The 12,784-nt window shown below is 70.0% G+C and carries 16 protein-coding genes; 7 read left to right on the top strand and 9 right to left on the bottom strand.

Features of this window, described 5'->3' with window-relative positions; genetic code table 11:
* Positions 1-63 precede the first annotated feature (63 nt).
* Positions 64-636 (top strand): carboxymuconolactone decarboxylase family protein, encoded by a 573-nt coding sequence (locus FHU30_RS37240; RefSeq protein ID WP_253882265.1) that lies wholly within the window; start codon positions 64-66, stop codon positions 634-636.
* Between the two features lie 746 nt (positions 637-1,382).
* On the opposite strand, the gene FHU30_RS37235 is transcribed toward FHU30_RS37240, so the two are convergent.
* The 3 genes from FHU30_RS37235 to FHU30_RS47395 are packed head-to-tail and all read right to left on the bottom strand — an operon-like array spanning position 1,383 to position 2,712.
* Entirely contained in the window at positions 1,383-2,108 is a 726-nt protein-coding gene (locus FHU30_RS37235) for a trimeric intracellular cation channel family protein (protein WP_253882264.1), read from the bottom strand.
* Positions 2,105-2,506 (bottom strand): isochorismatase family protein, encoded by a 402-nt coding sequence (locus FHU30_RS37230; protein ID WP_308211473.1) that lies wholly within the window; start codon positions 2,504-2,506, stop codon positions 2,105-2,107. Before FHU30_RS37230 ends, FHU30_RS37235 begins: the two co-directional genes overlap by 4 nt.
* A complete protein-coding gene (locus tag FHU30_RS47395; protein ID WP_308211477.1) occupies positions 2,467-2,712 on the bottom strand; it encodes a cysteine hydrolase family protein in 246 nt (81 codons plus the stop codon). Before FHU30_RS47395 ends, FHU30_RS37230 begins: the two co-directional genes overlap by 40 nt.
* Positions 2,713-2,842: 130 nt before the next feature.
* Here FHU30_RS47395 and FHU30_RS37225 point away from each other — a divergent pair, with 130 nt between their 5' ends.
* Entirely contained in the window at positions 2,843-3,679 is an 837-nt protein-coding gene (locus FHU30_RS37225) for a helix-turn-helix transcriptional regulator (protein WP_253882263.1), read from the top strand.
* A gap of 51 nt (positions 3,680-3,730) precedes the next feature.
* Here the strand turns inward: FHU30_RS37225 and FHU30_RS37220 are convergent, their stop codons facing one another.
* Both FHU30_RS37220 and FHU30_RS37215 read right to left on the bottom strand, forming a co-directional pair.
* Complete coding sequence (locus FHU30_RS37220; protein ID WP_253882262.1) at positions 3,731-4,201, bottom strand: DUF6069 family protein; 471 nt, start codon at positions 4,199-4,201, stop codon at positions 3,731-3,733.
* 130 nt (positions 4,202-4,331) lie between these two features.
* A complete protein-coding gene (locus FHU30_RS37215; RefSeq protein WP_253882261.1) occupies positions 4,332-4,904 on the bottom strand; it encodes a dihydrofolate reductase family protein in 573 nt (190 codons plus the stop codon).
* Between the two features lie 191 nt (positions 4,905-5,095).
* On the opposite strand from FHU30_RS37215, the gene FHU30_RS37210 reads away from it, so the two are divergent.
* A complete protein-coding gene (locus tag FHU30_RS37210) occupies positions 5,096-5,776 on the top strand; it encodes a TetR/AcrR family transcriptional regulator (protein WP_253882260.1) in 681 nt (226 codons plus the stop codon).
* 46 nt (positions 5,777-5,822) lie between these two features.
* Here FHU30_RS37210 and FHU30_RS37205 read toward each other — a convergent pair whose 3' ends face one another.
* Both FHU30_RS37205 and FHU30_RS37200 read right to left on the bottom strand, forming a co-directional pair.
* On the bottom strand, positions 5,823-6,614 hold the full coding sequence (locus FHU30_RS37205; RefSeq protein WP_253882259.1) for a hypothetical protein: 792 nt from the start codon (positions 6,612-6,614) through the stop codon (positions 5,823-5,825).
* A 262-nt stretch (positions 6,615-6,876) separates the two neighbouring features.
* The gene (locus tag FHU30_RS37200; RefSeq protein WP_253882258.1) at positions 6,877-7,539 is read right to left on the bottom strand and encodes a TetR/AcrR family transcriptional regulator; all 663 of its coding nucleotides are present in this window, start codon (positions 7,537-7,539) and stop codon (positions 6,877-6,879) included.
* Positions 7,540-7,644: 105 nt separating this feature from the next.
* Between FHU30_RS37200 and FHU30_RS37195 the strand changes: the two genes are divergently transcribed.
* Entirely contained in the window at positions 7,645-8,919 is a 1,275-nt protein-coding gene (locus FHU30_RS37195; RefSeq protein WP_253882257.1) for a lipase family protein, read from the top strand.
* A gap of 223 nt (positions 8,920-9,142) precedes the next feature.
* Here the strand turns inward: FHU30_RS37195 and FHU30_RS37190 are convergent, their stop codons facing one another.
* Together FHU30_RS37190 and FHU30_RS37185 are read right to left on the bottom strand one after the other, a co-directional pair.
* The gene (locus FHU30_RS37190) at positions 9,143-9,337 is read right to left on the bottom strand and encodes a CsbD family protein (RefSeq protein ID WP_253882256.1); all 195 of its coding nucleotides are present in this window, start codon (positions 9,335-9,337) and stop codon (positions 9,143-9,145) included.
* Positions 9,338-9,452: 115 nt separating this feature from the next.
* On the bottom strand, positions 9,453-9,785 hold the full coding sequence (locus tag FHU30_RS37185) for a DUF6980 family protein (protein ID WP_372504028.1): 333 nt from the start codon (positions 9,783-9,785) through the stop codon (positions 9,453-9,455).
* A 503-nt stretch (positions 9,786-10,288) separates the two neighbouring features.
* On the opposite strand from FHU30_RS37185, the gene FHU30_RS37180 reads away from it, so the two are divergent.
* The 3 genes from FHU30_RS37180 (at position 10,289) to FHU30_RS37170 (ending at position 12,745) form a co-directional block, all read left to right on the top strand.
* On the top strand, positions 10,289-10,807 hold the full coding sequence (locus tag FHU30_RS37180) for an MgtC/SapB family protein (protein WP_253882254.1): 519 nt from the start codon (positions 10,289-10,291) through the stop codon (positions 10,805-10,807).
* A 346-nt stretch (positions 10,808-11,153) separates the two neighbouring features.
* On the top strand, positions 11,154-11,978 hold the full coding sequence (locus FHU30_RS37175; protein WP_301324215.1) for an MbnB/TglH/ChrH family RiPP precursor modification enzyme: 825 nt from the start codon (positions 11,154-11,156) through the stop codon (positions 11,976-11,978).
* The gene (locus tag FHU30_RS37170; RefSeq protein ID WP_253882252.1) at positions 11,978-12,745 is read left to right on the top strand and encodes a hypothetical protein; all 768 of its coding nucleotides are present in this window, start codon (positions 11,978-11,980) and stop codon (positions 12,743-12,745) included. The genes FHU30_RS37175 and FHU30_RS37170 overlap by 1 nt, the downstream gene beginning before the upstream one ends.
* The last annotated feature ends 39 nt before the right edge of the window (positions 12,746-12,784 follow it).

Raw genomic sequence — 12,784 nt, 5'->3', positions numbered from 1 at the left:
AAACACTACCCTCCTCCCTGGTGCTTCGAAATTCGAAGCACCTTGCAGGAGGTGCCCATCGTCATGGCTGCCCGAATCGCCCCACTGTCGGCCCCCTATCCCGAGCAGGCCGCCGCGGTGCTGCGGCGCATGATGCCCGGTGAGGAGGAGCCGATCGCGCTGTTCCGCACCTTCGCTCGCAACCTTCCGCTGGCCGGGGCGCTGCACGGCTGGGGCTCCTACCAGCTCAGCCGCCGCCTCGGCCTCGGCCTGCGGGAACGGGAGATCCTCATCGACCGCACCTGCGCGCGGTGCGGGTGCGAGTACGAATGGGGCGTCCACATCGCCCGCTTCGCCGACCGCGCCGCACTGACCGCCGAGCAGATCACCTCCCTGACCCATGGCTCCAGCGCCGACCCCTGCTGGAGCGACGAGCGCGACCGGCTGCTTCTGGACACCGCCGACGCCCTGTATGACGACAACGACCTCGACGACACACTGTGGGCCAGGCTCAGCGGTCACTTCAGCCCGGAACAGATCCTCGATGTACTGATGCTGTGCGGCTGGTACCACGCCATCAGCTTCACCGCCCGCGCCACCCGGCTCCCACCCGAGCCAGGAGCGCCGCGGTTCGACTCGTTCCCTCCGTCTGCATAACGGCCTGCTCGAACACCCACCTCACGACGACCGTCCCAACCAGCCCACCCCTCCCTCCGCCAGCCCCTCTCCCAGCAAGCAAGCCGCCGCCCGGCGAACTCCCGCATGGCGGTCCACCGACCGATCAGCCACCCGAGCACCCGCCATGAGGGCCAGAACGGTGAAGCGGGTGTTGGGTGAGCGCGGTGTCGTCTTGCTTGAAGGGGGAGGGGCAACGCGCCTCTCGCCCCTACTGTCTTCCAGGCCGATGAGGCGTGGCGGCTGCCGGTTCGCTCGTGCGGGGGAGGGGGCTCGCTCTGGCGGGGGGAGGAGCGGCGGGATGCCCCGATGCGATCTTGGAGGGGTAGGCCGTACGGTGCCGCGCGCGGCCGGCGCTGTCCCCGCCGCGCTGGGCACCCTCATCCTGACGGTGTTGTGGACCGCCCTGACGGTCGGTTTCCTGTCCGCCCGCACGATCACCGGGAGGCCGCTGCCCGGCGAGTTCCCCGTCGACTACCCCCACTGGCAGGGCGTCCCTGGCCCTCGCCACTTACGCACCGCTGATCCTGTGGGGCCCGCTGCTCGGCATTCTCACCATCGCCTACTGGCGCCGCCGGGCGCACCCGTGAGGCGTCTTCGGTGATCGCGCGCATGGGATTTGAACCTGGATTTGCGCGCGTGGTGCGGGCAAAGCGTTTTCGAGGACGGCCAGAAGGGCACCCGTTTCCGCGGCCTTCACGTTCAGGGCCGCCCCGTCACGAATGCGCTCACCTCCGATCGGGCCGCGCCGTGTACTCAGGAACGGGTTGCTTCATTGCTGGTGAGTAGCTGGTCGGCGCGTCTGGGGCAGTGCCGATGTTGAGGGGTTTGGCGAGGGGGGTCGTCCATGAGCGGTGCCAGGCCAGGATGCGCAGGGTGAAGGCGGTCATCGTGGTCGCGGTGGTGGCGAGGCCTGGGCCGGTGCCGTGCCGGACGACCAGGAAGACCGCGGCGGCCGGGAGGGCTGAGGCGATGTACCACGAGCCCACGCGGACGATCGCGAGCCGGTCGCCCAGCAGGACGTCGCGGAGGACGCCGCCGCCGGTGCAGGCCGCGATGCCGACCAGGACCGACGCGGTGATCGGCAGCCCGGCGTCGTCGGCCTTGCCGATGCCCAGCGCCAGGTACAGGCCGATGGACGCGGCGTCCAGCACCGTGATCGCGGCGGTGGCGCGGGTGACCAGGTGCGCGAACGCCATCCCGGCGGCCGCGGCGGCCAGGGCGACGAGCAGGTAGCGGTCGCTGCGGAGCGCCGCCGGGACCTGGCCGAGCAGCAGGTCGCGCAGCATGCTGCCGCCCAGGCCGGTGGCGATCCCGATGATCGCCACGCCGATCACGTCGATGTGCTCGGCGGCGGCGCGGCGGGCGGCCGAGGCGGCGCCGGCGGACGCCCCGACCGCCACCGCCGACAGGTCCAGGCCCGCCGGGATGTGGGGGAGGGCCGCGCCGGTCACGGACGAGCGGCGGTGGTGCTGGCGTAGATGCCCGAGCGCTCCAGCTCCGGTCCGCTGTCGATCGCCGCGATCCACTCCTTGGTGGTGGCGACCGCGGCGAAGCGGGACTGCATCACGACCAGGACGGCCTCGTGCAGTTCCTTGGCCTCGATGCTGCCGGTCTGGTTGGCCAGCTTCAGCGTTCCGGTGGCGTCGGACAGGAACTCCACCGCGAACCCTCGGTGGACCGCGTCCCGCGCGGTGGACTCGTCGCAGTTCTGCGTCATGTAGCCGGCGATGGCCACGGTGTCCACGCCGCGCTCAAGGAGCCACTCGGCAAGGCCCGTCCCGGCGAAACTGGACGGCAGGGCCTTCTCGATCAGCAGGTCGGACGGCCGTTGCGCGACGGTGGGGTGCAGCTCGAAGCCCCTGCTGTTCCGGGCGAAGATGGGGGAGTCGGCGGGGCGGCCTGCTGGACCACCACCACGGGGATCGCGGCCCGCGTTGCGGCGTCCATCGCCGCGCCGATGTTGGCAAGGCTCACGTCCAGCGGCGGGTAGGCGATCGGCAGCTTGCCGGTCACGTACTCGTGCTGCACGTCGATCACGATCAGGGCGCGGTTCATCGGAGGTGTCCTTTCGACGGTCCGCCACGTCTCGCGGCGGCTGCGCTCCCCAGCTTCGGGGGACGCCGGAGCCCGACCCAGGACCGCGTTCAACCCGGGGTCCGGCAGACCCCCTTTAAGATGGCCGATCGTGGGTGAAACCTCGCAGATAGCAGCATTTCTCCGGTCGCGGCGGGCCCGGCTGCGTCCCGAACAGGTCGGGCTGACCCCCTACGGGTCCCGGCGCCGGGTCCCCGGCCTGCGCCGTGAAGAGCTGGCGCAACTGGCCGGGATCAGCGTGGACTACTACATCCGCTTCGAGCGCGGACGCCTGGACGGCGTTTCGGACGCCGTCATCGACGCCGTGGCCACCGCACTGCGACTTGACCAGGACGAACGCACCCACCTGTACAACCTGGCCCGCCCGTCCCTTGCCGAGGCGGCAGCGCCCAGCCCCCAACTACGCCCCGGGCTGCGCCAACTGCTGGACGCCATCGACCCCAACCCCGCCTACCTGGTCGGCCACCACACCAACATCCTGGCCTGGAACCGCGCCGCCACCACGGTGTTCGCCATCGACTTCGACGCCCTGCCCGGCCCCGAACGCACCTGGGCCCACCTGATCTTCCTCAACGACGCCGTCCGGCAGCTCACCGCACCGAGCTGGGCACAGATCGCCCGGACGGTCGTCACCTACCTTCGCCTGCGCGCCAGCACCCGTCCCCACGACCCGGAACTGCAAGCGCTCATCGCGACCATGACGGACGCCAGCGAACAGTTCCGCTACATGTGGGACAGCCACGACGTCACCGACCTGGCCTTCGGCCGCTACCACCTGCACCACCCGCAAGCCAGCGACCTGCACCTCGACTACGAGTTCCTCGGCCTCCCCGCCGACCCCGGCGTCCGCGCCCTCGTCGCCTACAGCGCCCCACCCGGCTCCCCGTCCCACGCCGCACTCCAAGCCCTCACCCAGCCCCCGCAATAGGACGACCGCCGCGCAGCCGAAGCGTGCCGACCTGCTGGCGTCCGTCCCGCGCTACTCCATGTGAAAGTGGTGAGCGAGTTTCCGGCTCGTGATCGGCACGATGATGGCCGCAGCCAGAAGGTGAGTGGCGATCAGGGTCGCTTTCGTCCCGGTGGAAGTGGCGGCGGCGGCCAGTGGGGGGAGCAGGGAGACCAGCACGAGCGCGCTGGTGGTGATGCGGTAAGTCCGGACCGGGCGCCGTCCATACCGGTTGATCAGTACGGCGAGGACGGTGCCAGGGATCATGCACATCACCAGGGCTATCGTGCAGGCTCCGGCGCCCACCGGCACGAGGTCGGCGGCGGAGCCGCCGGGGTCGCCGACCTCCAGGCGGATGCCCGCCGCCCGGACGAGAGCGGTCAGCGTCTCGATCGCCGCGGCAGCCAGTACGGTGGCGAACGCGCTGGTCTTCAGCAGGACGGGCATTGGGACTCGGCGGCGAGCGCCGGTGACGGTGGCGCCGGCGGCGGGTGCGATGGACATGAGGGCTCCTCAAGTTTGAAAGAAGTGATCGGAGGCTCGCGGTGAATCGAGCCGGGACCCTCCGTCAAGGGCGTCGCGCAAGCGACGGCAACTTCCCACGCAGACGGGTTTCCGCCGTGGTGCGATCTGGCTAGTGGAGAACGTCGAGGATCTGCTTCTGCAGTCCGTTGCTGTAGACGGCGTGCTCGACGAGCTTGAGCTTCTGAGTGTCCTTGTCGGTGGTGCTGAACAGGCGCTTGCCCGCGCCGAGCAGCAGCGGGAAGACCAGCAGGTGGTAGCGGTCGATCAGGCCTGCGTCCGACAGGGCATGGTTGAGCGAGGCGCTGCCGTGCATGATGATCGGCCCGCCGTGGGTCTCCTTCAGGGCGGCGACCTCGTCCAGCGAGCGCAGGATCGTGGTGTCGCCCCAGTCGTCCACCAGGTCGTCCTCGGTGAGCGTGGTGGACACGACGTACTTCGGCAGCGTCTTGTAGCGGGCGAACTCCGCCATCCCCGGCCAGACCTTGCTGAACGCCGCGTAGCTGACGCGGCCAAGGAGCATCGCGCCGGCCTCCTCCTGCTCCCGGCCCTTGATCTCGAACGCTTCCGGGACGAAGTCGACGTCCTTGAACGTCCAGCCGGAGTTGCGGTAGCCGGGCTCCCCGCCGGGCCCCTCCACGACGCCGTCGGTGGAGATGAACGCGGTGCTGATCAACGTACGCATGGCAGATCCTTCTGTGTATCGGGGGTGCGGGCGCAGCGCCCGGTGCTGTCGTGTCACGCCGCCGAAGCGGTCGGCCAGCGGGGCGGTCATCCATCTGACCAGCGAGAACGCCATGTGGATGGCGTCCACATCTTGGCACGGGAGGATCGTGGCATACTTATGTGGACGTTGTCCACTTGAGAGGTTCGGTCATGCCCGTCCGCTCCGGCGAGCCCACCCGCGACACCTACCGCCATGGCAACCTGCGCCAGGCCCTGATCGAGGCGGGGACCGAACTGGCCCGCACCGGCGGCCCCGCGGCGATCGCCCTGCGCGAGACCACCCGGCGTGCCGGGGTCGCGCCCAACGCCGCCTACCGGCACTTCCCCAGCCGGGACGCCCTCGTCCAGGCGATCTCCCTGCGGGCCATGGCCGAACTGGCCCACGCCATGGAGGAGGACATCGCCGCCCTGGCCCCCACCGACGACTCCGTCCAGGCCGCCCGCGACCGCTTCCGCGCCGTCGGCACCGGCTACCTGCGCTTCGCCCGCACCGAACCCGGCCTGTTCCGCACGGCCTTCTACGTCCCCGACGACATGACCCGCGCCCAGGACGACCTCTCGGCGGGGCCCAGCGGCCTGACCCCGTTCCAACTGCTCGGCGAGGCCCTGGACGGCCTGGTCGACTGCGCGCTGATGGCCCCCGAGCGCCGCCCCGGAGCCGAGTTCCTGGTCTGGTCGTGCGTGCACGGCCTGGCGGTCCTGCTGATCGACGGACCGCTACGCGGCCTCCCCGACGAGCTCGCCGACCCGGCCGTCCACGACCTGATCACCCTCATCGACAAAGGACTACGCCCCGACCCCTCCCCGGCGAACGCCCCGACCCCAGCCTGACCAAACCGCCTGATAGCGAGCCCCTCGCCCTGCTCAGCCGGGCTCCCTAGCCCCAGTCGGTGGAGTACCCGTAGTGGTCGACGCCGACGGGATGACCGGGAGGGAGCGGTTCGCCGGTCAGCGGCGGAACTGTCACCGCGTCCCAGTCGACGCGTCCGTCACGGTCGAGGTGGTCGTCGAGTCGGACGACCTCCTGCACCTCTCCGTTCCCGTGGACGAAGAGGTGCAGCTCGACGCCGAGGGGCGGTCCGCCGACCTCCGCCAGGACCGGGGCCAGGAGCCGGGCGAGAGCCCAGCGGGCCTCGTCCAGGTCCGTGGTGATGACGGTCTCGGAGTGGTTGAACGAGCCCGACCCCATCCCCAGCTCGACCGAGTAGAACCAGTAGGGCGGCTCTGCGTCCAGCACGTCGCCGCCGGTGTTGTCCTCGCCGTCGTGCGCCCACGCCACCAGCGTGGCGAGCCCTACGCGAGCGGTCGGATCGTCGGGATCGTCCGCGAGGACGCGCTCGTACAGGGCCCGCGCCTCGGCCTCCCGGCGTTCCAGGGTCTCCTCGTCCTCCCCGTGCTCTTCCGCGTAATCGGGGTCCTTGCTCCAGTGCGCGATCTGCTGGACGAGCCGCCCGGCGAGCAGGACGGCGGCCACCCGATCGTCCGGACGGGCCTGGACGGCGGCACGCAACCACTGCTCCTCCGGCCAGGTGTGCTCATCTATCTCGACCTGCTCGTCGACGTCCGCCCGAAGCATCGACAGCAGCCGTCCCAGCTCACGAGCCGCCCCGGCGTCCCCGCCGTCCGCCGCGCCCCGCAGCCGCTCCACCCGCCCCTCAAGATCACCCATGACCGCGCATGCTAACCCCCCTCACGGTCGCGACTGGTGACCGCGCCGGGGATGGCCGACAAGGCGTGGAAGCCGGGGTTGTCGCCGTTTCCGAGGCGGCCGCGCGGCCCAGCGCCATGGCGACATGATGTGCGAGCAGGACTTCCACAGTCCCCTGCTCGGCCAGCAAGACGTCGCCGCGTCGCTGGGACTCCAGGACGGCGGATGGCGAGGGTGCCGTTCGAGTTTCTGGACGCCGGTCGACGGACGTGAGGCGTCTGGCTCAGGTGGGTGGGTTCTGGGGTAGTTCCTGCATGTACCAGCGGTAGGTGAGGCCGGCCAGGGTGAGGGTGAGGTCGATGATCTCGTCGAGGGTGGCGTCGAGGTGGCCCAGGACCTGGTCGGTCATGAGCTCGTTGATGGCGCCGATGATCTGCGTGGTGCCCATGCGGAGCACCTTGGTGGGCGGGACGCCCTCCAGCCGGGTGAGGACGTCGGCGATGAAGTCCGCGAACTCGCGCTTGGCGCGCTGGTAGCGCTCCTCGGTGGCGGGGGACGCGGCGCGGATGATCTCGCAGAACACGATGCGGGTCACGCGCGGGTCCGCGCCCACGGTCCGGAGGAACGCCGAGAAACCCGCCGCGGCCTGCTCCTCGGCGGTGGGCGCGGCGTCGCCGAGCGCGCGCAGGACGGCCAGCTGCGCGCGGTCGATCTCGGCGTCGTAGATGGCCAGCAGCAGGGCCTCCCGGTCGCTGAAGGACTCGTAGAAGAACTTCTTGGCCATGCCCGCCTGCCGGCAGACGTCCTCGACGGTGCTGGCGTTGTACCCGGCGGTGCCGAACAGCTCCAGTCCGGCGGCGAGCAGGCGCTCGCGGCGCGCGGACTCCCGCTCGCCGCCGTCCATGCCGCGGTAGCGGCGCTTGTTAGCTGGTTTCGGGTTCGTCACCGGTTTTTCGTCCTCGCCGTTATGGGATCCCCGGGCGCCATCTGGAACATTGGCGTTCCCCATATCGGAGACGCCCCCGTCTCCGATACGGCCGAGGAGGAGCCCGTGAAGATCAGAAGCGTGCTCGCCGCACTGAGTCTAGGTGCGGCGGCCCTGACCGTCCCGCTCGTGTCCGCCGGTCCCGCGGCCGCCGGCCCGGCGGGCTGCACCGCCGGTGAGGCCGACATCTACACGCCGCCCGCGAGCGTGTCCGGAAACCCCGGCGACATCCTCGCCTGCCGCGAGACCACGCTGTGGTTCGTGCCGAACCTCAAGCCCTACAAGGCGTGGAAGGTCCAGTACGTCACGACCGACGCCAAGGGCAACAGGGTCGCCGCGTCCGGCACGGTCGCGATCCCCACCGACGCCTGGACGCAGGGCGGGCCGCGGCCGACGCTGGCCTACGCGCCGTTCACGCACGGGTCCGGATCGTCCTGCTCGCTGTCCAAGCAGATGACCACCGGCTTCCAGGACCAGTTCGAGGCGCCGAACCTGTCCGGCTACCTCAACGAGGGCTGGGCGCTCGCCGCCACCGACGGCGTCGGCTACCTGGACGGCCAGACCCACTACTACGTCAACGGCAAGGCCAACGGCCCCGCCACCCTCGACATCGCCCGCGCCGCCCGGAGGATCCCCGGCAGCACCCTCACCGCCGGCGGCAAGGTCGGCATCTCGGGCTACTCCGAAGGCGGCAACACCGCCGGGTGGGCCGCCCAGCTCGCCGCGTCCTACGCCCCCGACCTCGACGTGGCCGGCGCCGCGTCCGGCGGCATCCCGGCCGACCTCAAGGCCGCCGCCAAGCAGCTCAACGGCAGCGTCTTCGCCGGGTTCCTCGCCGACACCCTGATCGGCCTCAAGGCCCAGTACCCCGAGATGCCCTTCGACCAGCTGATGAACGACGCCGGGCGGCAGGTCGAGAAGGACGTCAAGAACAACTGCCTCCTCGGGACCCTCGGGGTCTTCGCGGGCGCCAGGGTCGAGAACTACACCACCCAGAAGCTGTCCCTCGACCAGCTGTACGCCGTCCAGGGACCGGGCGGCACCACCTGGGGCCAGATCGCCGACAGCCTCAACCTCGGCGTGGACGTCGGCGGCCCGAACTCCTCGGCCAAGTACAAGGTCGCCTTCCCGCTCTTCCTCTACCGCGGCTGGGCCGAGGAGATCCTCCCGCACGAGCCGATGGACCGGCTGCACGCGACCTACTGCCAGACCGGCGTCCAGAACACCTACAAGATCGCCTACCCGACCGAGCACGCCACCACCATGTTCGGCGCCGCCGGCGACGTCCTGAACTTCTTCCGCGACCGCTTCGCCGGCAAGCCCTTCCAGAACGGCTGCTGACCTGCCGCACCACCCGTCCGCTCACCCCGGTGAGCGGACGGGTCCGATGGAATCCCAGGCGGCGCCTGCCTCAAGCCAGGATCAAGACCACCATGCCGAGCACGAGGGCCGACGTCGGCCGCCCGGTCGCGACGTCCACTCCCGCGCGCCCTGATCAGACGCCGACGAGCCCGCGACGGCCAGTGGCCGGAACGTGTCAGAGGTTCCGGCCACTGGCGTGAGGTCACTTTTCGGTGCTCTTGCGGACCTCGCGAGCGGCGTCCTTGGCCTTCTCGCCCACCTGCTTGGCCCCACCGGCGACACGGTCCTTGCGTCCCTCGGCTTCCAGGTAGGGGTCGTCGGCAGCCCGTCCGGCGGCCTGCTCGCCACGCCCCTTGCTCTGCTGCGCCTTGTTCTTCAGCTTGTCGAGGAAACCCATGATTCCTTCCTTCGATTCGCCGTACGGGCCTGCCCCTGCCCGGAAGGCCCCGAATCATGCGAGATCCGACCTTCGGTCAGGGAAGGCGGGCGGGTGGGCGGTTGATGCTGAGTGCTCAGGTGACGGCTCCGTCGCGACCAGGATGCGCACGCCCGGCGCGCCAAGCCCCGGTCTCGAAGTCAGAGGGCACCTGGTCTTCCCAGGGGTCGATCCCGAGTGCCTCGATCTCGTCGAACCACACATCGCGCCACGACTGCGGCAGCTTGGTCCCGCACCAGGGGCAGAACGAGATGGACGAGACCGCCGACCCGCCATCGTGGATGATCAACCCGTACTCATCGAACCGCTCGCTGTATGTCACGAGCGCGTCCGCGCATTCGTGGGGATCGGGATGCATCGCGCACTGATGACCTAGCTGACGTTCCATCGCTTCGCAGCAGTGCCTCAACGCCTCTGACGCTCCCGCCCGGTGTCGAAGAACCGCGTGAGGTAATCGTCGGCGGGGAGCTCCGAGTCCCGGATCAGCGAGAAGACCTCAGTCACCATACGACCCCAGCGCCGGGGCGAGGAAACACCGCACCCCGTACCAGCCCGACCTGTCCATGCCGTCCCCTTCCGAGAGGCTCATCATCACGGGACGGGGTGTCTGCGGTCGACCGAATAAGCCGGGGACCGAGTTTCACATGCTCGTCTGCCTGGTCTCGCCGACGTGGATCGGCGAGGTAGATCATGACGTTTTCGGCGGACATCCGAACGCGACGGCCACGATGGTGCAGTTCGCGGCCCCTGGCGCGAACTGGGCCTGCAGGAGCCGGGTCAGACGGTAGACGCGCAACAGCGGCGGGCTGGGGACGATCGTCAGTTCGCAGGGACGACGGTGAGGTCGAGCGTGTGCGACACGGTCGCCGCGCTTCGCACTTCGCGCAGGTGACCGGGTATACAGTGCGGCTGGTGCTGAGTTCGTGGACCGACCTGCTGGACCTGCTGCTGGGGCTCGTGCTGGCATTCGCTCTGGGTTTTGAACGTGAGCTTCGCGGTGCGGGCGCGGGGATTCGCGTGTTCTCGCTGATCGGCATCGGCGCCGCGTTGGCGGCGATGCTGGCCCACCACGGTGCCCCGAACGCACTCGCCGGCGTGATCACCGGTATCGGATTCATCGGCGGCGGTCTGGTCGTCAGCCAGGACCGCGGCAAGGCGCACATGATCCACGGCATCACCACGGCGTCGGCCATTTTCACCACTGCGGCGATCGGTGCCACTGCGGGGCAAGGCCGCCCCCTCCCAGCGGTGGCGGGGACCGTCCTCGCGATTTTCGTCCTGGAGCTGCGGTATATCCGTCCGCTGGGCTTCCTGGACCCTCTCCGTTGGGCCGATCGTTTCGACAACGACCCACCGGCAGTCCTTGACCATGCCGAGCAGAGCGGCCAGACCCGCACACCCGGATTCGGCGCCTTCGGCGGCGACATGTAACGCCGCGTTACAGCCGACGCTCCGCGTCGGTGCGGTGCAAGGTTCGCCCCGATGGGCGCTGGTGGGCGATGCGGTGCACCACAAGGCTGCTCTGCGGGCGCACGGGTGAGCGCGTCGCGCTCGGGGCGCCGCTGGGTCGGGCCTCGGGTGGTGCTCATGCCGCCACTGCGGTGCGACAGCCACCGTGGACGGCTTGGACCGGCCGAAATCCCGGTGCGCCGGGCAGCGGCGGGAGGTTGGGAGCGTTCTGCCTGCCTCTGCCGTGTGATCACGACTTCATCCGGGCAGTCACTCTCTGGAGTCATGTAACGCCAGATCGTGAGGCTTGAGGGATGGTGCGATCGCGATGTTGGGGTCTGGGCTGGGATACAGGGCGGAGTTGGCCGAGGAGATCGACCGGCACGCCGACCGGATCGACTGGCTGGAAGTGATCACCGAGCACTACCTGTTCGCCGACGAGGCACGCGAGAGGCTGCGCCTGCTGGCGCGGCGGTGCCCGATCGTGCCGCACGGGGTGGAGTTGTCGATCGGTTCCGACCGGGAACCGGACGCGGCCTATGTGGAGGCGCTGGCCGGGCTGGTCGAGGAGATCGACGCGCCGTGGTTCAGCGATCACCTGTGCTTCACCCGGACCGACCGGGTCGCGCTCGGGCTGCTGGCGCCGCTGCCCCGCACCCGGGAGGTCGCCCGCCGCCTGGCGGGCAAGGCGCAGCGGGTCCAGCAGGCGGTGGGACGGCCGTTCCTGCTGGAGAACATCACCTACTACGTGGATCTGGCCACGCCGCTGACCGAGGCGCAGTTCATCGCCGAGGTGATGGAGCACTGCGACTGCGGCCTCCTGCTGGATCTGGCCAACCTGGACATCAACGCGCGCAATCACGGCTTCGACGCCATCGAGTTCCTGCAGACCATCCCGCTTGAACGTGTCACCCAGGTCCACCTGGCCGGCGGGATCGACGGCGAGGACATGGCCCTCGACACCCATGGTGAAGCGGTGCCGTCCCGGGTGTGGGACCTGCTGGACGAGCTGGTCGCGCGGACACCGATCCAGGCGACGCTGATCGAACGCGACACCGACTTCCCCGACGACTTCACCGAGCTGCTGACCGAAATCGACCGGGCCCGCACCGCACTGACGGCTCGTCCCGCCGAACTGGCCGGCGGCGCGTGATGGCGTTGCCGGACGCGCTGGCCGCGATGCTGACCAATGACGCGGAGCTGGCTCTGCTGCAGCGAGACCCCGCCGGCCTGCGCGAACGGTACGCGCTGACCGACACCGAGCTGGCCATGCTCGTGGGCGCGAGACCCGCCGGCTACCAGGTCACCCGCCGCAATGTGCAGGCCAAGTTGTGGCGCGCTGTCAACACTCGTCTCCCGGTCACCGCCGCGCACCTGCGCGATCACCAACCTGACCTGTGGGACGAGTTCGCATCCACTGTGGTGCGTCCACCGCGCCCGGTGCACGAGCACGGCATCTGGGAGTCAGAGCGCCTGACGACCTGGCTGGTGGCACAAGATCACGGCCCCCTGGCCGCCTATGCCCGCTACGAGCTCGAACGCGCCAAGCTGGGACGCACCGGCACCGGCACTCCTGCGGGTCTGCGCCCGGCGATACACCGGCGGCGCGTCAGCGCCGACCGATTGCTGACCCTGGCGGCCGGTGCGCGGGTGGTGGTGTTCGACTACGACGTCACCGCCGGTCCGCCGATTCACCAGCTCCCGGAACGGCGTACTCACGTCGCCCTGCATCGGCGGGCAAGGGACGCCCGCGTGCTGGCCTACCGGATCAATGCGGCCACGGCCTCGCTGCTGGCCTGCTGCGACGGCACGCAGACCGCCGACCAGATCATCGAACGCATCGGCCACGGCGAGGACCAGGCCGCCATCCGCGCAGCTCTGGACGGCCTGCTGGCCGCAGAACTGGTACGGCTCACGTGAGCGTGAGCATGCCGTCCGCTGTGCTGCTGTCGTGCCCGC

The organism is Actinomadura rupiterrae (assembly GCF_024172125.1).
Classification (GTDB): Bacteria; Actinomycetota; Actinomycetes; order Streptosporangiales; family Streptosporangiaceae; genus Spirillospora; species Spirillospora rupiterrae.
Note: the sequence above shows the minus strand (reverse complement) of the source record. Positions and strands in the feature narration are given on the sequence as shown.